The sequence below is a fragment of the Streptomyces cellostaticus genome, assembly GCF_001513965.1.
Lineage (GTDB): Bacteria > Actinomycetota > Actinomycetes > Streptomycetales > Streptomycetaceae > Streptomyces > Streptomyces cellostaticus.
In genome coordinates this window covers 37,656-53,597 of record NZ_KQ948047.1, presented here as the reverse complement: position 1 = coordinate 53,597, position 15,942 = coordinate 37,656, and the positions used below count along the sequence as shown (strand labels likewise).

The 15,942-nt window shown below is 72.9% G+C and carries 15 protein-coding genes; 11 read left to right on the top strand and 4 right to left on the bottom strand.

Translation table 11 applies throughout. The annotated features are described in order from the left end of the window. The first annotated feature begins 82 nt into the window (after positions 1-82). From rimO to AQI88_RS48105, 6 genes are all read left to right on the top strand, one after another. Positions 83-1,555, top strand: coding sequence for a 30S ribosomal protein S12 methylthiotransferase RimO (gene rimO / locus AQI88_RS37090; RefSeq protein WP_067008582.1), 1,473 nt, complete (start codon positions 83-85; stop codon positions 1,553-1,555). Next, positions 1,552-2,301 (top strand): CDP-diacylglycerol--glycerol-3-phosphate 3-phosphatidyltransferase, encoded by a 750-nt coding sequence (pgsA, locus tag AQI88_RS37085; RefSeq protein WP_067008578.1) that lies wholly within the window; start codon positions 1,552-1,554, stop codon positions 2,299-2,301. The genes rimO and pgsA overlap by 4 nt, the downstream gene beginning before the upstream one ends. After that, entirely contained in the window at positions 2,298-2,843 is a 546-nt protein-coding gene (locus AQI88_RS37080) for a CinA family protein (RefSeq protein WP_067008575.1), read from the top strand. Before pgsA ends, AQI88_RS37080 begins: the two co-directional genes overlap by 4 nt. A 109-nt stretch (positions 2,844-2,952) precedes the next feature. Then, positions 2,953-3,327, top strand: a complete 375-nt coding sequence (locus AQI88_RS37075) for a helix-turn-helix domain-containing protein (RefSeq protein ID WP_014675397.1) — start codon at positions 2,953-2,955, stop codon at positions 3,325-3,327. A 199-nt stretch (positions 3,328-3,526) separates the two neighbouring features. Continuing rightward, positions 3,527-3,997, top strand: coding sequence for a Dps family protein (locus AQI88_RS37070; protein ID WP_067008572.1), 471 nt, complete (start codon positions 3,527-3,529; stop codon positions 3,995-3,997). A gap of 217 nt (positions 3,998-4,214) precedes the next feature. After that, positions 4,215-4,493 carry a hypothetical protein gene (locus tag AQI88_RS48105; protein ID WP_079058045.1) on the top strand — a complete coding sequence of 93 codons (279 nt, stop codon included), beginning with the start codon at positions 4,215-4,217 and terminating at the stop codon, positions 4,491-4,493. Here AQI88_RS48105 and AQI88_RS37065 read toward each other — a convergent pair. The 3 genes from AQI88_RS37065 to AQI88_RS37055 are packed head-to-tail and all read right to left on the bottom strand — an operon-like array spanning position 4,441 to position 11,190. Next, positions 4,441-5,205 (bottom strand): SDR family NAD(P)-dependent oxidoreductase, encoded by a 765-nt coding sequence (locus AQI88_RS37065; protein ID WP_067008569.1) that lies wholly within the window; start codon positions 5,203-5,205, stop codon positions 4,441-4,443. The genes AQI88_RS48105 and AQI88_RS37065 overlap by 53 nt on opposite strands. A 32-nt stretch (positions 5,206-5,237) precedes the next feature. After that, positions 5,238-6,083, bottom strand: coding sequence for an Fpg/Nei family DNA glycosylase (locus tag AQI88_RS37060; RefSeq protein ID WP_067008566.1), 846 nt, complete (start codon positions 6,081-6,083; stop codon positions 5,238-5,240). Between the two features lie 46 nt (positions 6,084-6,129). Further along, positions 6,130-11,190, bottom strand: coding sequence for an ATP-dependent helicase (locus AQI88_RS37055; protein ID WP_067008563.1), 5,061 nt, complete (start codon positions 11,188-11,190; stop codon positions 6,130-6,132). Between the two features lie 249 nt (positions 11,191-11,439). Here AQI88_RS37055 and AQI88_RS37050 point away from each other — a divergent pair, with 249 nt between their 5' ends. From AQI88_RS37050 to AQI88_RS37040, 3 genes are read left to right on the top strand one after another with little or no spacing between them, the layout of a single operon-like run. Then, the gene (locus tag AQI88_RS37050; RefSeq protein WP_067008560.1) at positions 11,440-12,279 is read left to right on the top strand and encodes an AraC family transcriptional regulator; all 840 of its coding nucleotides are present in this window, start codon (positions 11,440-11,442) and stop codon (positions 12,277-12,279) included. A 50-nt stretch (positions 12,280-12,329) separates the two neighbouring features. Beyond that, entirely contained in the window at positions 12,330-13,058 is a 729-nt protein-coding gene (locus AQI88_RS37045; RefSeq protein WP_107118774.1) for an AzlC family ABC transporter permease, read from the top strand. After that, positions 13,055-13,363: an AzlD domain-containing protein gene (locus tag AQI88_RS37040; protein ID WP_067008554.1), complete on the top strand. Its 309-nt coding sequence runs from the start codon at positions 13,055-13,057 to the stop codon at positions 13,361-13,363. The genes AQI88_RS37045 and AQI88_RS37040 overlap by 4 nt, the downstream gene beginning before the upstream one ends. A 12-nt stretch (positions 13,364-13,375) precedes the next feature. Here the strand turns inward: AQI88_RS37040 and AQI88_RS37035 are convergent, their stop codons facing one another. Further along, entirely contained in the window at positions 13,376-14,320 is a 945-nt protein-coding gene (locus AQI88_RS37035) for a hypothetical protein (protein ID WP_067008551.1), read from the bottom strand. Positions 14,321-14,400: 80 nt separating this feature from the next. Here AQI88_RS37035 and AQI88_RS37030 point away from each other — a divergent pair, with 80 nt between their 5' ends. Together AQI88_RS37030 and AQI88_RS37025 are read left to right on the top strand one after the other, a co-directional pair. Then, complete coding sequence (locus tag AQI88_RS37030; RefSeq protein WP_067008548.1) at positions 14,401-14,595, top strand: DUF3046 domain-containing protein; 195 nt, start codon at positions 14,401-14,403, stop codon at positions 14,593-14,595. 60 nt (positions 14,596-14,655) lie between these two features. Further along, the gene (locus AQI88_RS37025) at positions 14,656-15,906 is read left to right on the top strand and encodes an AI-2E family transporter (RefSeq protein ID WP_079058044.1); all 1,251 of its coding nucleotides are present in this window, start codon (positions 14,656-14,658) and stop codon (positions 15,904-15,906) included. Positions 15,907-15,942 lie beyond the last annotated feature (36 nt).

Sequence of the window (15,942 nt, the reverse complement as noted above, 5' to 3'; positions counted from 1 at the left end):
GGGAGCTGGTGTGAAGGGGTTGGCCAAGATCGGCCAACCCCTTCGACGTGGGGTGTCAGACAGACGAAGTAGTCTTGAGCCCATGCCTGAACGCCGTACCGTCGCACTCGTCACTCTCGGCTGCGCCCGTAACGAGGTGGACTCGGAGGAGCTCGCAGGCCGTTTGGAGGCGGACGGCTGGCAGCTCGTCGAGGACGCCGCGGACGCCGATGTCGCCGTGGTCAACACCTGTGGCTTCGTGGAAGCCGCCAAGAAGGACTCCGTCGACGCCCTGCTGGAGGCCAACGACCTCAAGGATCATGGCAGAACCCAGGCCGTCGTGGCGGTGGGCTGCATGGCCGAGCGGTACGGCAAGGAGCTGGCCGAGGCGCTGCCCGAGGCCGACGGCGTGCTCGGCTTCGACGACTACGCCGACATCTCCGACCGCCTGCAGACCATCCTGTCCGGCGGCATCCACGCCGCCCACACCCCGCGCGACCGCCGCAAGCTGCTGCCGATCAGCCCTGCCGAGCGGCAGGAATCGGCCGCCTCCGTCGCGCTGCCCGGCCACGCCCCGGCCGATCTCCCGGAGGGCCTCGCGCCCGCCTCCGGCCCGCGCGCGCCCCTGCGCCGCCGCCTGGACGGTGCCCCGGTCGCCTCGGTCAAGCTCGCCTCCGGCTGCGACCGGCGCTGCTCCTTCTGCGCCATCCCGTCCTTCCGCGGCTCCTTCATCTCACGTCGCCCGAGCGACGTGCTGAACGAGACGCGGTGGCTGGCCGAGCAGGGTGTGAAGGAGATCATGCTGGTCTCCGAGAACAACACCTCCTACGGCAAGGACCTGGGCGACATCCGCCTGCTGGAGTCGCTGCTGCCGGAGCTGGCCGAGGTCGACGGCCTCGAGCGCGTGCGCGTGAGCTACCTGCAGCCGGCCGAGATGCGCCCTGGCCTGATCGACGTGCTGACCTCCACCCCGAAGGTCGCCCCGTACTTCGACCTGTCCTTCCAGCACTCCGCGCCCGACGTGCTGCGTGCCATGCGCCGCTTCGGCGACACCGACCGCTTCCTGGAGCTGCTGGACACCATCCGCGGCAAGGCTCCCGAGGCCGGCGTGCGCTCCAACTTCATCGTCGGCTTCCCCGGCGAGAGCGAGTCGGACCTGGCCGAACTGGAGCGCTTCCTGACCGGCGCCCGCCTGGACGCCATCGGCGTCTTCGGCTACTCCGACGAGGAGGGCACGGAAGCGGCGACGTACGGCAACAAGCTCGACGAGGACGTCGTCGCCGAGCGCCTCGCCCACATCTCCCGGCTCGCCGAGGAACTCGTCTCGCAGCGCGCGGAGGAGCGCGTCGGCCAGACCGTGCACGTCCTCGTGGAGTCCGTGGACGAGGAGGAGGGCGTGTACGGCCGTGCCGCCCACCAGGCCCCGGAGACGGACGGCCAGGTGCTGCTCACGAGCGGCGAGGGTCTGAGCGCCGGACGTATGGTCGAGGCGAAGGTGGTCGGTACGGAAGGTGTCGACCTGGTGGCCGAGCCGCTGACGGGCTCGTTCGCATGTAGTGAGGAGGGGGGCAGATGACCGGAGTCCCGGCATCCGCCGCGGGCGGTTCCTCCGGCGCGCAGGGCGCCCGTGGTTCCGACGGCGTTGCTTCCGAGGTCTCCGGTTCTGCTTCTGGCTCCGCTGCCGACGGCGACAAGCCCGCGCGCGGCGGGAAGATCACGGCCGCGGCCGTCAATCAGGCCAGCGTGTGGAACGTCGCCAATCTGCTGACGATGCTCCGGCTGCTGCTCGTGCCCGGCTTCGTGGCCCTGATGCTGGCGGGCGGCGGTTACGACCCGGCCTGGCGCTCGCTGGCCTGGGCGGCGTTCGCCGTCGCCATGATCACCGACCTGTTCGACGGGCATCTGGCGCGCACCTACAACCTGGTCACCGACTTCGGGAAGATCGCCGACCCCATCGCCGACAAGGCGATCATGGGGGCGGCGCTCATCTGTCTGTCCGCCCTGGGTGATCTGCCGTGGTGGGTGACGGCCGTGATCCTCGGCCGGGAACTCGGGATCACACTGCTGCGTTTTCTGGTCATTCGTTACGGCGTGATCCCGGCGAGCCGGGGCGGCAAGCTCAAGACGCTCACCCAGGGCGTGGCCGTCGGGATGTATGTCCTGGCGCTGACGGGGTGGCTGGCCACCCTGAGGTTCTGGGTGATGGCCGTGGCGGTCGTCCTCACCGTCGTCACCGGCCTCGACTACGTGAGACAAGCCATTGTGCTGCGACGGCGGGGAATCGCCGAGCGCGCGGCAGCGTTGGAGGAGAAGGAAGCGTGAGTTCCCCGGCCACCGAACTGGTGCGACTACTGACCGTGAGGGGCGAGAGCCTCGCTGTCGCGGAGTCGCTCACCGGTGGTCTGGTCGCGGCCGAGATCACGGCCGTCCCCGGGGCGTCCAGGGTCCTGCGGGGTTCGGTCACCGCGTACGCCACCGAGTTGAAGCATGAACTGCTGGGCGTCGACGCCACCCTGCTGGCTCAGTGTGGAGCCGTGGATCCGCAGGTCGCGGCCCAGATGGCGGTCGGGGTGCGCAAGGCTTTGAGGGCCGACTGGGGCATCGCGACAACCGGAGTCGCCGGGCCCGAGCCGCAGGACGGGCGGCCCGTCGGGACGGTCTTCGTCGCCGTGGACGGACCCCTCACGGCCGGCTCCGGTTCTGCCGGTGGCGGAAAAGTAGAGGCCCTGAGGTTGAACGGCGACCGTGCGGAAATTCGTATGGAGAGTGTACGGAGCGTACTCGCACTGCTCCTGAGAGAGCTTGCGGGCGAACAGACCGGGAATGAGCGGGCACAGGATACGGAACGGAACGGGGGGTTTTGATGTTTGCAGCCCTGAGTGAACACGACATCGCTCCCCGCACGGCCGCGGCGCAAGGCGGTACGGTGGGGCGAGAAGGATGCGGCTACGCGGTCCGAGGAGGGAGCCACCGATGATTCTGCTCCGTCGCCTGCTGGGTGACGTGCTGCGTCGGCAGCGCCAACGCCAGGGCCGTACTCTGCGCGAAGTCTCCTCGTCCGCCCGAGTCTCACTCGGCTATCTCTCCGAGGTGGAGCGGGGGCAGAAGGAGGCTTCCTCCGAACTGCTCGCCGCCATCTGCGACGCGCTGGACGTACGGATGTCGGAACTCATGCGAGAAGTGAGCGACGAGCTGGCGCTCGCCGAACTGGCCCAGTCCGCCAGGGCCACCGAGCCCGTGCCCACGCCGGTCCGTCCGATGCTGGGTTCCGTGTCGGTGACCGGCGTGCCACCGGAACGGGTGACCATCAAGGCGCCCGCCGAGGCGGTGGACGTGGTCGCCGCGTGACGTGCGCGTGCGCGGCTTAGCGACCCGATACGTGTGAAGCCCCGGCCGGGCTTCTCCAGGGAGACCTGGGGAGCCGGGCCGGGGCTTTCGTGTTACCCGCACCTTATGATCTGTGTCTCTTTTACGTCCATTTGCCGGTATGTGGTGGGGCGGTCATGGTGGGAGGGACGTGAAGGCGCCGAACCACCGGAGGAAGCGGATGTACGTCGTGAAGAGCCCGTTGCCCGACGCCGATCTGAAGACCGTGTCCGAGGCGCTGCAGGGCGCCCTCGTGGACCTGGTGGATCTCTCGCTGGTCGCCAAGCAGATCCACTGGAACGTCGTCGGACCCCGCTTCCGGTCCATCCACCTCCAGCTCGACGAGGTCGTCGGCTCCGCGCGCATCCACTCCGACACCGTCGCCGAGCGCGCATCGGCACTGGGCGTCCCGCCCGACGGGCGCGCGGCCACGGTGGCGTCCGGCAGCGGCATCGGGCCCACCCCGGCGGGCTGGATCAAGGACACGGACGCGGTCCGGACGATGGTCGACGCGCTCGGCGCGGTGATCATCCGGATGCGGCAGCGGGTGAACGCGACGGGGGAGGCGGACCCCGTCTCGCAGGACATCTTCATCGGGATCACGGCGGATCTCGAGAAACATCACTGGATGTTCCAGGCGGAGAACGCGTAGGGGGGTCGGCCGGGGGGTGTGGCCGGTGTTGGTTCGGATGCCCGGTGCTGGACTTGCCGTCCGGGGCGCCGCCCCCGGGCCCCCGCTGTCGGCCTTCGGCCTCGTCCTCAAACGCCGGACGGGCTGATTCTGTCGCCGTGCGTTGCACCAATGAGCCCTCGGTGCGCCTCCCGTGCGGGGCACGTGGCGTTCTAGCGTCCGGCTGGAGGTGGCGGCCATGGTGAGGCGGGTGGTGCGGTGGGGTGCTGCTCTCGGGCTGGGGGCGGTGTGGTGGTGGGCCGTGCTGCGGATCGCCCTGGCGGACGACGCGGGCGTGCTCGAAGGAGCCGTCGCGGCCGGCGGGTGGGGGCTGAGCCTGCTGCCCGTGCACTGTGTACCCAAGGGGCGGGCGGAGGGGGCCGTGGAATCCGGGCGATGGTCGGCCGCCTGGCTGGCCGGCGACGCTACCAGGGCATCGCCACGCCCCCGTTCGGGCGCAGGATCTGACCCGTTGTGAACGCCGACGCGTCCGACGCCAGGTACAGCACCGTGTGCGCGACGTCGTCCGGCTCGCCGACCCGGCCCAGCGGCGACATCCGGGCCATCCGGGACTCGGTGTGCGCCTGCGCTGCCCGGTCGTGGCGGTCGGTCATGGGGGTGCGGACCCAGCCCGGTGCGACCGCGTTGACCCGGATTCCGTGTCGGCCGATCTCGGTGGCCAGCGTCTTCGTCAGCTGGACCACGGCCGCCTTCGCAGCGCCGTAGCAGAGCAGCCCGGGGCCGCCGGTGTCGACCGCGCCGGATGCCATGGTGACGATGCTGCCCCGGGTGTCGTGGGCGAGCATCAGCCGGGCCGCCTCCTGGCAGGCGTACAGCACGCCCTTGAAGTTGACGTTCAGGACCCGGTCGAGATCCTCGTCACGGGTCTCGAGGACCGGGCTGCTGTGCATGATCCCGGCGATCGCCGCCATCACGTCCAGGCGCCCGCAGGAGCGCACGGCCGCACCGAGTCCGGTCCGGTCGGTGACATCGAGGACGTGGGTACGGGCGCTGCCGCCGCGGTCCTCGATCAGCTTGGCGGTGCCGTGCAGTCCGTCCGCGTCCCGGTCGGCGCAGTGCACTGTCGCGCCCGCCTCGGCGAGCAGGACGGCCGAGGCCCGGCCGATGCCGCCGGCGGCTCCGGTGACGAATGCGGTGCGTCCGGTGAGGTCGTACGCCTTGAGGGGCATACAGGGACGGTACGAGCATTTCTGACGGTCCGTCAATTAGTGGGACGGGGATAGCGGTTGCGCCACTGCTGCGCCGCTCCCGGCGCCGGTGCGGGGCCCGTCTGGCAGGCCGGGCACCAGTAGGTGGGGCGCTCCTGGGATCCGTCGCCCTGGTCGGCCACCCGGACCGAGGTGCGGCAGCGCAGGCAGGGGCGGGGTGCGCGGCCGTACACGAAGAGGTCATGCCGGTGCACGCCCGTGGTCTGGCGGACCGGGCGGTCGCGGTTCGTCTCCAGCAGCTTCTTGGCGAGTGCGGGCAGCTGGGCGGCACGGTCCGCGGGCAGGGCCCCGACCGGCAGCCAGGGGGTCACGCCGAGCAGGAAGCACAGCTCGCTCTTGTAGACGTTGCCGATACCGGCCAGATTGCGCTGGTCGAGCAGTGCCTCGCCGAGCGGGCGGGCGGGGTCCGCGAGGACGTTGGCGAGAGCACGCTCGGGGGCCCAGTCAGGGCCGAGCAGGTCGGGGCCGAGGTGTCCGACGACGCGCTCCTCCTCGCCTGTGCGCAGGAACTCCAGCACCTGGAGGCGGTAGCCGACGGCCGTGCGGTCCGCGGTGCCGAGGATCGCTCGGATCTGGTGCGCCGGTCCGCCCCGCCAGCGCTCGTCCGTGCCGTACACCTTCCAGGCGCCCTCCATGCGCAGGTGCGTGTGGAGGGTCAGGCCGCCCTCGAAGCGGGTGAGCAGGTGTTTGCCGCGCGGGGTCGTGCTCAGGACCGTACGGCCGGTGACGTCGACCGTCGCGTATTTCGGTACCCGGAAGTCGCTGCGGGTCAGCACCTTGCCCGCGAGGGCCTCGTGCAGCCGCCTCGCGGCCTGCCAGACCGTGTCACCTTCGGGCATGCGTCCAGGGTGCCACGGTGGGGTGAGGTCCGGCGGGACCGTGCGTTCAGCCTCTCAGGCGCAGGCCGCGCGGGGTCGCGATGAAGCCCGCTCCTTCCAGAAGGGTGCCTATGGGGGAGGTCAGGGCCTGGGCGCCGTTGACCCGCTCCACCGTGACCGTGCCGAGGGAACCGGCGCGGGCGGCCGTGGCCAGGGCCTGGGCCGCCGTCTGCAGGCGTGGGTCGTCGGTGGCGGCGGCGTCCGGGTCGAAAGGCCAGGCCAGCAGCGTCTTGCCGCCGCGCTCCATGTACAGCGTCAGCTCGCCCTCCACCAGCACGACGAGCGAGCCCGCCTTGCGCCCCGGCTTGTGCCCGGCCCCCGTCGGCGGCTCGGGCCAGGGCAGGGCCGCTCCGTAGGCGTTGGCGGGGTCGGCCGCGGCGAGGACCACGGCGCGGGGGTCGGGGGCCGACGGGCGCGTACGGCGGTCACCGAAGCCGCCGTGCGCCGGCGGGCCGTAGAGGGAGGCGGAGCCACCGCCTCGGGGGCCGCCGTAGCCGGGGGAGGCGAAGGGGTCGTTTGCCGCCAGGTCGCGGGGCGAGACGTAGTCGCCCGCGGCGGCGGGATGCCCCTTCGGAGGCCGGCCGAAGTCGCCGGGGGCGGCTGGATCCGCCGGTGGCCAAGTAAAGCCGCTGGGAGTGGCGGGGTGGTCCTCCGGCGGCCAGGTGAAGTCGCCGTCGAGGCCCGGGTGGGCGAACGCGCCGTCGGCTGGGTCGAAGGCGCTCGGGGTGGTGTGGCCGCCGTCGAGGAAGAGCGACGGGTTTCCGCCGCCGCTGCCGAAGCCGTCCGGGAGGCCCGGGGCAGGCAGTCCCTCGCCGCGCTCGCGGGCGTTGGACACCGCGCGAAGGCGGTCGACCGCTCCGTCCATCGCGAACTGGGCGGCGCCCAGGCCCTCGACCACGTAACCGCGCCTGGCCTGACCGCTGTCCTCGAAGGCGGACAGGACGCGGTACACCGCCGAGAACCCGCCCTCCACGCCCTCCGCGGCGACCGCTCCCCGGGTGACCACGCCGTGCCGGTCGAGGAGAGCGCGCGCCCGCGCGTGCGCGCGCACGGTGGCGTCCGGTTCGGGCGCGGGCAGCAGGGACCAGCGGCCGGCCACCGTCGGCGGGCCGGTGCGGGAGACGGTGCGGGCCGCGGCCGTCAAGGAGCCGTAGCGCCCGCGCGGGACGGCGCGCTTGGCCCGGTGGGCCGTCGAGCCCGCCGTGCGGCCCGAGCCCAGCAGGGAGCGCATCGGGGCGAGGGTGTCGTTGGTGAGCCGTCCCGACCACGCCAGGTCCCACAGGGCGTCGGCCAGTTGGGGATCGGTGACGTCGGGGTGGGTGGTGGCGCGGACCTGGTCGGCGATCTGCCGGAAGAACAGGCCGTAGCCGCCCAAGAGAGCGTCCAGGGCGGACTGGTGGAGCGCGGTCAGCTCCAAGGGGTGCGGCGCCGGCAGGAGCAGCGGGGCCGTGTCCGCCAGGTAGAGGGAGACCCAGCCGTCCTTGCCGGGCAGGGCGCCTGCTCCGGCCCACACCACCTCGCCCGCCGCGGTCAGTTCGTCGAGCATGGCCGGCGTGTAGTTCGCCACGCGGGAGGGCAGGACCAGCTTCTCCAGTGCGGAGGCGGGTACGGAGGCGCCCTGCAACTGCTCGACCGCGCGCACCAGTCCGTCGATGCCACGCAGTCCGTGGCCCTTGCCGATGTGCTGCCACTGGGGCAGGAACAGGGCGAGAGCGGCCGGTGCAACCGGTTCCAGTTCGTGCCGCAGGGCCGCCAGCGAGCGGCGGCGCAGCCGGCGCAGTACGGCGGCGTCGCACCACTCCTGGCCGATGCCCGCCGGGTGGAACTCGCCCTGTACGATCCGGCCGCCCGCGGCGAGCCGTTGCAGGGCGCCCTCGGTGACCGCCACGCCCAGGCCGAAGCGTGCCGCGGCGGTGACCGACGTGAAGGGGCCGTGGGTGCGGGCGTAGCGCGCGAGAAGGTCGCCGAGCGGGTCCTTCACCGGTTCGGTGAAGGCCTCGGGGACGCCGACCGGCAGCGCCGTGCCGAGCGCGTCGCGCAGACGGCCCGCGTCCTCGACCGCAGCCCAGTGGTCGGCACCGGCGATGCGGACCCGGATGGCCCGGCGGGCGGCGGCCAGCTCCCGCGCCCACTGCGGCTCGGCACCCCGCTCGGCCAACTCGGCGTCGGTCAGCGGGCCGAGCAGGCGCAGGACGTCGGCCACGCCCTCCACGTCCTTGACCCGGCGGTCCTCCGTCAGCCACTGGAGTTCGCGCTCCAGCTCGGCGAGCACCTCCGCGTCGAGCAGCTCGCGCAGCTCCGCCTGGCCCAGCAGCTCGGCCAGCAGCCGGGAGTCCAGGGACAGGGCGGCGGCGCGGCGCTCGGCGAGCGGGGAGTCGCCCTCGTACAGGAACTGGGCGACGTACCCGAAGAGCAGGGAGCGGGCGAAGGGGGACGGCTCCGGGGTGGTGACCTCGACCAGGCGGACCTTGCGGGACTCGATGTCGCCCATCAGCTCGACGAGGCCCGGGACGTCGAAGACGTCCTGGAGGCACTCGCGGACCGCCTCCAGGACGATCGGGAACGAGCCGAACTCGCTCGCCACCTGGAGCAGTTGGGACGCGCGCTGGCGCTGCTGCCACAAGGGCGTGCGCTTGCCGGGGTTGCGGCGCGGCAGCAGCAGCGCGCGGGCGGCGCATTCGCGGAACCGGGAGGCGAACAGGGCGGAGCTGCCGACCTGGTCGGTGACGACCTGGTCGACCTCGCCCTTGTCGAAGGCGACGTCCGCCGCACCCACCGGCGCCTGCTCGCTGTCGAACGCCGTTTCGAGGGGGGTGCCGGCCTTCATCGGCTCCTGGTCGAGCAGGTCCAGGCCCACCAGGTCGGAGTCGGGCAGGCGGAGCACGATACCGTCGTCGGCGTGCATGACCTGTGCGTCCATGCCGTACCGCTCGGAGAGGCGGGCGCCCAGCGCGAGGGCCCAGGGGGCGTGGACCTGGGCGCCGAACGGGGAGTGGACGACGACCCGCCAGTCGCCCAGCTCGTCGCGGAAGCGTTCGACCACGATCGTGCGGTCGTCCGGGACATGGCCGCAGGCCTCGCGCTGCTCGTCCAGGTAGGACAGCACGTTGTCCACCGCCCAGGCGTCCAGGCCCGCCGCGAGCAGGCGCAGCCGGGCGTCGTCCTTGGCCAGCGAGCCGACCTCGCGCAGGAACGCGCCCACCGCGCGCCCCAGTTCCAGCGGGCGGCCCAGTTGGTCGCCCTTCCAGAAGGGCAGCCGGCCCGGCACGCCCGGCGCGGGGGAGACCAGGACGCGGTCGCGGGTGATGTCCTCGATACGCCAGGAACTCGTGCCCAGGGTGAAGACGTCCCCCACCCGGGACTCGTACACCATCTCCTCGTCCAGCTCACCGACCCGGCCGCCGCCCTTCTTGGGGTCGGAACCGGCGAGGAAGACCCCGAACAGGCCCCGGTCGGGGATCGTGCCGCCGGAGGTGACGGCGAGGCGCTGGGCGCCCGGGCGGCCGGTGACCGTGCCGGCCACGCGGTCCCACACCACGCGCGGGCGCAGCTCCGCGAACGCGTCGGAGGGGTAGCGGCCCGCGAGCATGTCCAGGGTCGCTGTGAACGCCGATTCGGGTAGCGAGGCGAAGGGTGCCGCGCGGCGCACCGCGGCGAGCAGGTCGTCGAACTGCCAGGTGTCCAGCGCGGTCATGGCGACGAGCTGCTGGGCGAGCACGTCCAGTGGGTTCGCGGGGACCTTCAGGGACTCGATGGCGCCGGAGCGCATCCGCTCGGTGACCACGGCCGCCTGCACCAGGTCGCCCCGGTACTTGGGGAAGACCACGCCGGTGGAGACGGCGCCGACCTGGTGCCCCGCGCGGCCGACGCGCTGGAGTCCGGAGGCCACCGAGGGCGGGGACTCGACCTGGACGACGAGGTCGACGGCGCCCATGTCGATACCCAGCTCCAGGCTGGACGTGGCGACCACGGCGGGCAGCCGGCCCGCCTTGAGGTCCTCCTCGACGAGAGCCCGCTGCTCCTTGGAGACCGAGCCGTGGTGCGCGCGGGCGATCACCGGGGGCGCGCCCTGGGCCGCGCCCGAGCCGCCCATCAGCTCGGCCGGGGCGTGATGCTCCTCCAGGGGCTCGCCGGTCGCCCGCTCGTAGGCGATCTCGTTGAGCCGGTTGCACAGCCGCTCCGCAAGACGCCGCGAGTTGGCGAACACGATCGTGGAGCGGTGGGCCTGGACCAGGTCGGCGATCCGCTCCTCCACGTGCGGCCAGATCGACGGCTTCTCCGCCCCCTCGTTACCGTCGGCCGCCGGGGAGGCGCCCAGCTCGCCCATGTCCTCGACCGGGACGACGACGGAGAGGTCGAACTCCTTGCCGGACTCCGGCTGGACGATCTCCACCTTGCGGCGCGGCGAGAGATACCGGGCCACCTCGTCCACCGGGCGCACGGTCGCCGACAGGCCGATCCGGCGGGCCGGCCTCGGCAGCAGCTCGTCCAGCCGCTCCAGGGACAGCGCGAGATGCGCACCGCGCTTGGTGCCCGCGACCGCGTGCACCTCGTCCAGGATCACCGTCTCCACGCCCGTCAGCGCCTCGCGCGTGGCCGACGTCAGCATCAGGAACAGCGACTCGGGGGTGGTGATCAGGATGTCCGGCGGGCGCGTGGACAGGGCGCGCCGCTCGGCGGCCGGGGTGTCGCCCGAGCGGATGCCCACCCTGACCTCGGGCTCGGGCAGGCCCAGGCGCACAGACTCCTGGCGGATGCCGGTCAGCGGGCTGCGCAGATTCCGCTCGACGTCGACCGCGAGGGCCTTCAGCGGAGACACGTACAGCACCCGGCAGCGCTTCTTCGGGTCGGCCGGGGGAGGGGACGAGGCCAGCTGGTCCAGGGCGGCGAGGAACGCGGCCAGCGTCTTGCCCGAGCCGGTGGGGGCGACCACCAGCACGTCCGAACCCTCCCGGATGGCCTGCCACGCGCCCGCCTGGGCCGCGGTGGGCGCGGAGAACGCCCCCGCGAACCAGCCGCGGGTCGCGGGCGAGAAGCCGTCGAGGGCTCGGTGTGCGGAGCTGACCATGCGTCCATCCTGCACCCGGCCACTGACAATCGCGCTGACCTGCGGAAACAGGGGGTGGGCCGGTGGTGCCGGCCCCCCGGGCCGGGCGGGGGTTGCCGGGCGAGCCCCTGGACGGTGGGCCGGGCGGGGGTGACCGGGCGGTTGGGGGCGGGCCGTGTGTGCGGGTGGGCGGTGGCGGTCGGGCGGCAGCCCTGCCTCGACGGTCCCGGTCGCGGACGTGAGCGGGGCGGGCCGGCGGAGAATGGGCGCATGGCGGGTTCGGCGGAGCGGGCACGGCACTGGCGGTACGAGGAGCTGCCCGGCGTCGATCTGCTGCGCGCCCGGTACATCCGCAAGACCTTCGTCCGGCACACCCACGAGAACTTCGTGATCGCGGCCATCGCCGACGGCGTCGAGGTCTTCCACCACCGTGGCTCCGACGTGTCCGCCGGCGCGGGCGCTCTCGCGCTGGTCAATCCGGACACCCCGCACACGGGCCGGGCCGGCGTTCCCGAGGGCTGGCGCTACGGCGCGGTCTATCCCTCGCCCGCAGTGGTCGCCGGGATCGCGGCCGAGACCACCACACTCCGCGGCACGCCCGGCTTCGTCAGCCCCGTCCTCGACGACCCGTACACCGTGCGCCTGGTCCACCAGGTCCTGCGCGCCGCCGACGAGGGCAACGCACTGGCCGCCGACACCCTGCTGCGCGTGGCCGTGACCAGGCTGCTGCGGCTGAACGGCGGCCCGCTGCCCCAGCGCCGGACATCCGCGGCCGGAGCCCGGATCGCCGCACGCGCGCGTGCCGTGCTCGAAGAACGGATGGCCGCGCCGCCCACCCTGGAGCGTCTGGCCACCGACCTCGGGACCAGCCCGTTCGCCCTGCTGCGGGCGTTCCGCGACACCTACGGCATGCCGCCGCACACCTGGCTGACCGATGCCCGGGTGCGCCGCGCGCGGCTGCTGCTGGATGCCGGGACGGCACCCGCCGAGGCGGCCGTCGCCGTCGGCTTCACCGACCAGCCCCACCTCAACCGGCACTTCACCCGGATCGTCGGCGTACCCCCGGGCGCCTACCAGCGCGAGCGCAAGAACGTACAAGACCGGGGCTGACGGCCGCCCGTAGCGTCCGGGGCGTGGCACAGCAGACAGCAATCACGGACATGGCCGGCCAAGGCGAGGAGAAGCCCGATACCGCCGTCGTACGGGACGCCCTGGGCGTCGGCGTCGCCGTAGGGCTGTCCGGGTTCGCCTTCGGGGTGACCTCGGCCGGCAGCGGACTCGGGCTCCTGCAGACCTGCGCGCTCAGCCTCCTGGTGTTCACCGGCGCCTCCCAGTTCGCCCTCGTCGGCGCGCTCGCCGCCGGGGGCAACCCGTTCACGGCCGCCGCCGGCGCCTTCTTCCTGGGCGTGCGCAACGCGTTCTACGGGCTGCGCCTGTCACAGCTGCTGGCCCTCCCGCGCGCGGTGCGGCCGCTCGCCGCCCAGTGGGTGATCGACGAGACCACGGCGGTGACCCTGGCCCAGCCGGGCCGGCGTGCCGCGCGGATCGGCTTCACCGTCACCGGTCTCAGCCTGTACCTGTTGTGGAACCTCACGACACTGCTCGGCGCGCTGGGCGCGAAGGCCATCGGGGACACGAAGGCGTGGGGCCTGGACACGGCCGGGCCCGCCGTCTTCCTGGCCCTGCTCGCCCCGATGCTGAAGACGCCCACCGAGCGCGCGGTAGCGGGCCTCGCGGTCCTGCTGGGCCTCGGCCTGCTGCCCGTCCTACCGGCCGGCCTACCGGTCCTGGTGGCGGCGCTGGCGGCGCCGGCCGCCCTGTTCGCCGAGGGCCGGCGCAACGGCCGTACCCGACAGGACGCCCCGGACCGGCCGGAGGAGGACCGATGAACACCTGGATCGCGATCGGTGTGACCGCTCTCGGCTGCTACGCCGTCAAGCTCGCCGGACTGCTCGTGCCCGCGAGCGCCGTGGAGCGGCCGCTCGTCCGGCGGCTCGCCGCCCTGCTGCCCGTCGCCCTCCTCGCCGCCCTCACGGCCCAGCAGACGTTCGCCGACGGGCACGCGCTCGTGCTGGACGCCCGGGCCGCAGGGCTCGGCGCGGCCGCCGTGGCACTGGTGCTGCGTGCACCCTTCCTGCTGGTTGTCGCGGCGGCCGTGGTGGTGACGGCGGGGGTGCGGGCGATCGGCGGGTGAGGCGGAGCCGGATCAGCCCATGAAGCGGCCGTACGCCCTGAGGGTGCGCAGCGCCTCGATGGTCACGATGGGGCGCGCCTCCAGCGCGGGAGCCGGGGCCCACCGGCGCCAGCGGATGGGCCAGCCGCCGTCGTCCTGCTGCTCGGCGGCGAGGAAGTCCAGGGAGCGCGCCATCTCCTCGTCCGTGAACCACGCGCGCGCGAGCGACTGCGGGCTCTTCGCGAAGTCGTGCGGGAAGTGGTGCTCGGCCGGGGCGTAGCCGGGCGCGACCGGGTACGCGTCGAGGCGGTCCGGCTCCAGCGCGGCCAGCCGCTGCTCGCGCACCAGACGGCCGAGACGGTCGGCGGCGGCCTCGGCGCGCCGGCGGTCGGGTGCGGAGTCCAGGAAGGCCACGGCGGCCTCCACCTCGTAGGGGTGCGACTTCTCCAGGGACTCCACCGCCTGCCAGCAGAAGTCGGTGGCCCGGAACAGCCAGGCGTGCCACACCTCGTTGCGATGCAGCAGGCCCACGACCGGCCCGGTGGCGAGCAGTTCGCTGGGCGGGTCGTCCACGACCGGGACGAACGGCGCCACCGGGTACCCGCGCTGGCTGGGATGGATCGCCGGCAGGGCGCCGTCCGCGGTGGAGACGGAGGTCAGATAGCGGCACACCCGCTCCACGCGCTGCCCGCCGCAGCGACCGACGGCGTCCAGGACGCGCAGCGCGTGACCGGTGTGCAGGGGCTGGCTCACGGGGCCGCGCAGATCGGGCTCCAGCGCGTGGCCGTACCCGCCGTCCTCGTTGCGGTAGGCGTCCAGCGCCGCCTCCACCGGATCGGCGGCGCCGTTCAGGAAGTGGTACGCGAAGAGCCGCTGCTCCAGTACGCGTGCGGTGAGCCAGACGAACTGTTCGGCGCGGAAGAGCGGGGAGCGCGCCGGGGGCGTGGAGGGGAGCGGGGGAGCTCCTGTTTCGGACATGCGACAGACCGTAGGACGGAAAGCGGTCTCGGCAAGCGGCCCCGGGCGGGCCCCACCCCCAGGGGCGGGATACTGGAGTCATGCGGTTGACGGTCTTCTGGCAGCGGATGGCGGAACACTTCGGTGCGGGGTACGCCGACACCTTCGCGCGCGATCATGTGATGGCGTCGCTCGGCGGGCGCACGGTGAACGAGGCACTGGACGCCGGCTGGGCGGCCAAGGACGTGTGGCACGTGGTCTGCTCCGTCATGGACGTGCCCGGGGAGAAGCGCTGACCGGCGGCGAAGATCCCGGGCGGACAACGGGCTGTCGGTGGCGTGGGCGACACTTGGCCCGTGGCACCCACTGACGACACCGAGCCGGCCGCCCGGCACGCAGCAACCCCGACCGTTACGACGCCGCCCGCCCGGCCCTCGGCCGACGGCGCCGCCGCGCCGGGCGCGCGCATGCCGCGCTGGCTGCCGCGCGCCATGGTGCTCGCACTCGCGCTCATCGCCGCGTTCCAGCTGGGCAGCTGGGCCTTCCACCAACTGACCGCACTGCTGATCAACATATTGATCGCGTTCTTCCTGGCGCTCGCCATCGAGCCCGCGGTGAGCTGGATGGCCGCCCGCGGCATGCGCCGGGGACTCGCCACCTTCCTGGTCTTCCTCGGCCTGATGATCGCCATCGCGGGCTTCATCACGCTGCTCGGCTCGATGCTGGCCGGCCAGATCATCAAGATGGTCGAGGGCTTCCCGGCCTACCTGGACTCGGTCATCAACTGGATCAACCAGACGTTCCACATGGACCTCAGACGCGTGGACGTCCAGGAGGGCCTGCTGCACTCCGACTGGCTGCGCAAGTACGCGCAGAACAGCGCGGCCGGAGTGCTCGACGTGTCCGCCCAGGTGCTGGGCGGTCTCTTCCAGTTGCTGACGGTCTCGCTGTTCTCGTTCTACTTCGCCGCCGACGGCCCCCGGCTGCGCCGCGCCCTGTGCTCCGTCCTGCCGCCCGCGCGCCAGGCCGAGGTACTGCGCGCCTGGGAGATCGCCGTCGACAAGACGGGCGGCTACCTCTACTCGCGCGGCCTCATGGCGCTCATCTCCGGGATAGCGCACTACATCCTGCTCCAGGCCCTGGGCGTGCCGTACGCGCCCGTGCTCGGTGTCTGGGTGGGCCTCGTCTCGCAGTTCATCCCGACCATCGGGACCTACCTGGCGGGCGCGCTGCCGATGCTGATCGCGTTCACCGTGAACCCCTGGTACGCGGTGTGGGTGCTGATCTTCGTCGTGGTCTACCAGCAGTTCGAGAACTACATGCTGCAGCCCAAGCTGACCGCCAAGTCCGTCGACATCCACCCGGCCGTCGCCTTCGGCTCGGTGATCGCGGGCACCGCGCTGCTGGGCGCGGTCGGCGCGTTGATCGCCATCCCGGCGGTCGCCACGCTGCAGGCCTTCTTGGGGGCGTACGTGAAGCGGTACGCCGTCACCGACGATCCCCGGGTGCACGGACACCGCTCCCGGGGGCCGGGCTCCCCTGGGGTGCTCACGCGCATACGACGGCTGGCGGAACGACGGCCCGGTACGGAGGAGTCCTCGTCCTAGGACACCTGGAGCAGGCCGCGAGCACGGTGCCCGGGG

Coding starts and splice junctions, on each gene's coding strand:
- AQI88_RS37050 (WP_067008560.1), top strand. CDS start 11,440: ATGGCGGGTTCGGCGGAGCGGGCACGGCACTGGCGGTACGAGGAGCTG.
- AQI88_RS37060 (WP_067008566.1), bottom strand. CDS start 6,083: ATGCCCGAAGGTGACACGGTCTGGCAGGCCGCGAGGCGGCTGCACGAG.
- pgsA (WP_067008578.1), top strand. CDS start 1,552: ATGACCGGAGTCCCGGCATCCGCCGCGGGCGGTTCCTCCGGCGCGCAG.
- AQI88_RS37035 (WP_067008551.1), bottom strand. CDS start 14,320: ATGTCCGAAACAGGAGCTCCCCCGCTCCCCTCCACGCCCCCGGCGCGC.
- rimO (WP_067008582.1), top strand. CDS start 83: ATGCCTGAACGCCGTACCGTCGCACTCGTCACTCTCGGCTGCGCCCGT.
- AQI88_RS37075 (WP_014675397.1), top strand. CDS start 2,953: ATGATTCTGCTCCGTCGCCTGCTGGGTGACGTGCTGCGTCGGCAGCGC.
- AQI88_RS37030 (WP_067008548.1), top strand. CDS start 14,401: ATGCGGTTGACGGTCTTCTGGCAGCGGATGGCGGAACACTTCGGTGCG.
- AQI88_RS37070 (WP_067008572.1), top strand. CDS start 3,527: ATGTACGTCGTGAAGAGCCCGTTGCCCGACGCCGATCTGAAGACCGTG.
- AQI88_RS37055 (WP_067008563.1), bottom strand. CDS start 11,190: ATGGTCAGCTCCGCACACCGAGCCCTCGACGGCTTCTCGCCCGCGACC.
- AQI88_RS37040 (WP_067008554.1), top strand. CDS start 13,055: ATGAACACCTGGATCGCGATCGGTGTGACCGCTCTCGGCTGCTACGCC.
- AQI88_RS37045 (WP_107118774.1), top strand. CDS start 12,330: ATGGCCGGCCAAGGCGAGGAGAAGCCCGATACCGCCGTCGTACGGGAC.
- AQI88_RS48105 (WP_079058045.1), top strand. CDS start 4,215: ATGGTGAGGCGGGTGGTGCGGTGGGGTGCTGCTCTCGGGCTGGGGGCG.
- AQI88_RS37065 (WP_067008569.1), bottom strand. CDS start 5,205: ATGCCCCTCAAGGCGTACGACCTCACCGGACGCACCGCATTCGTCACC.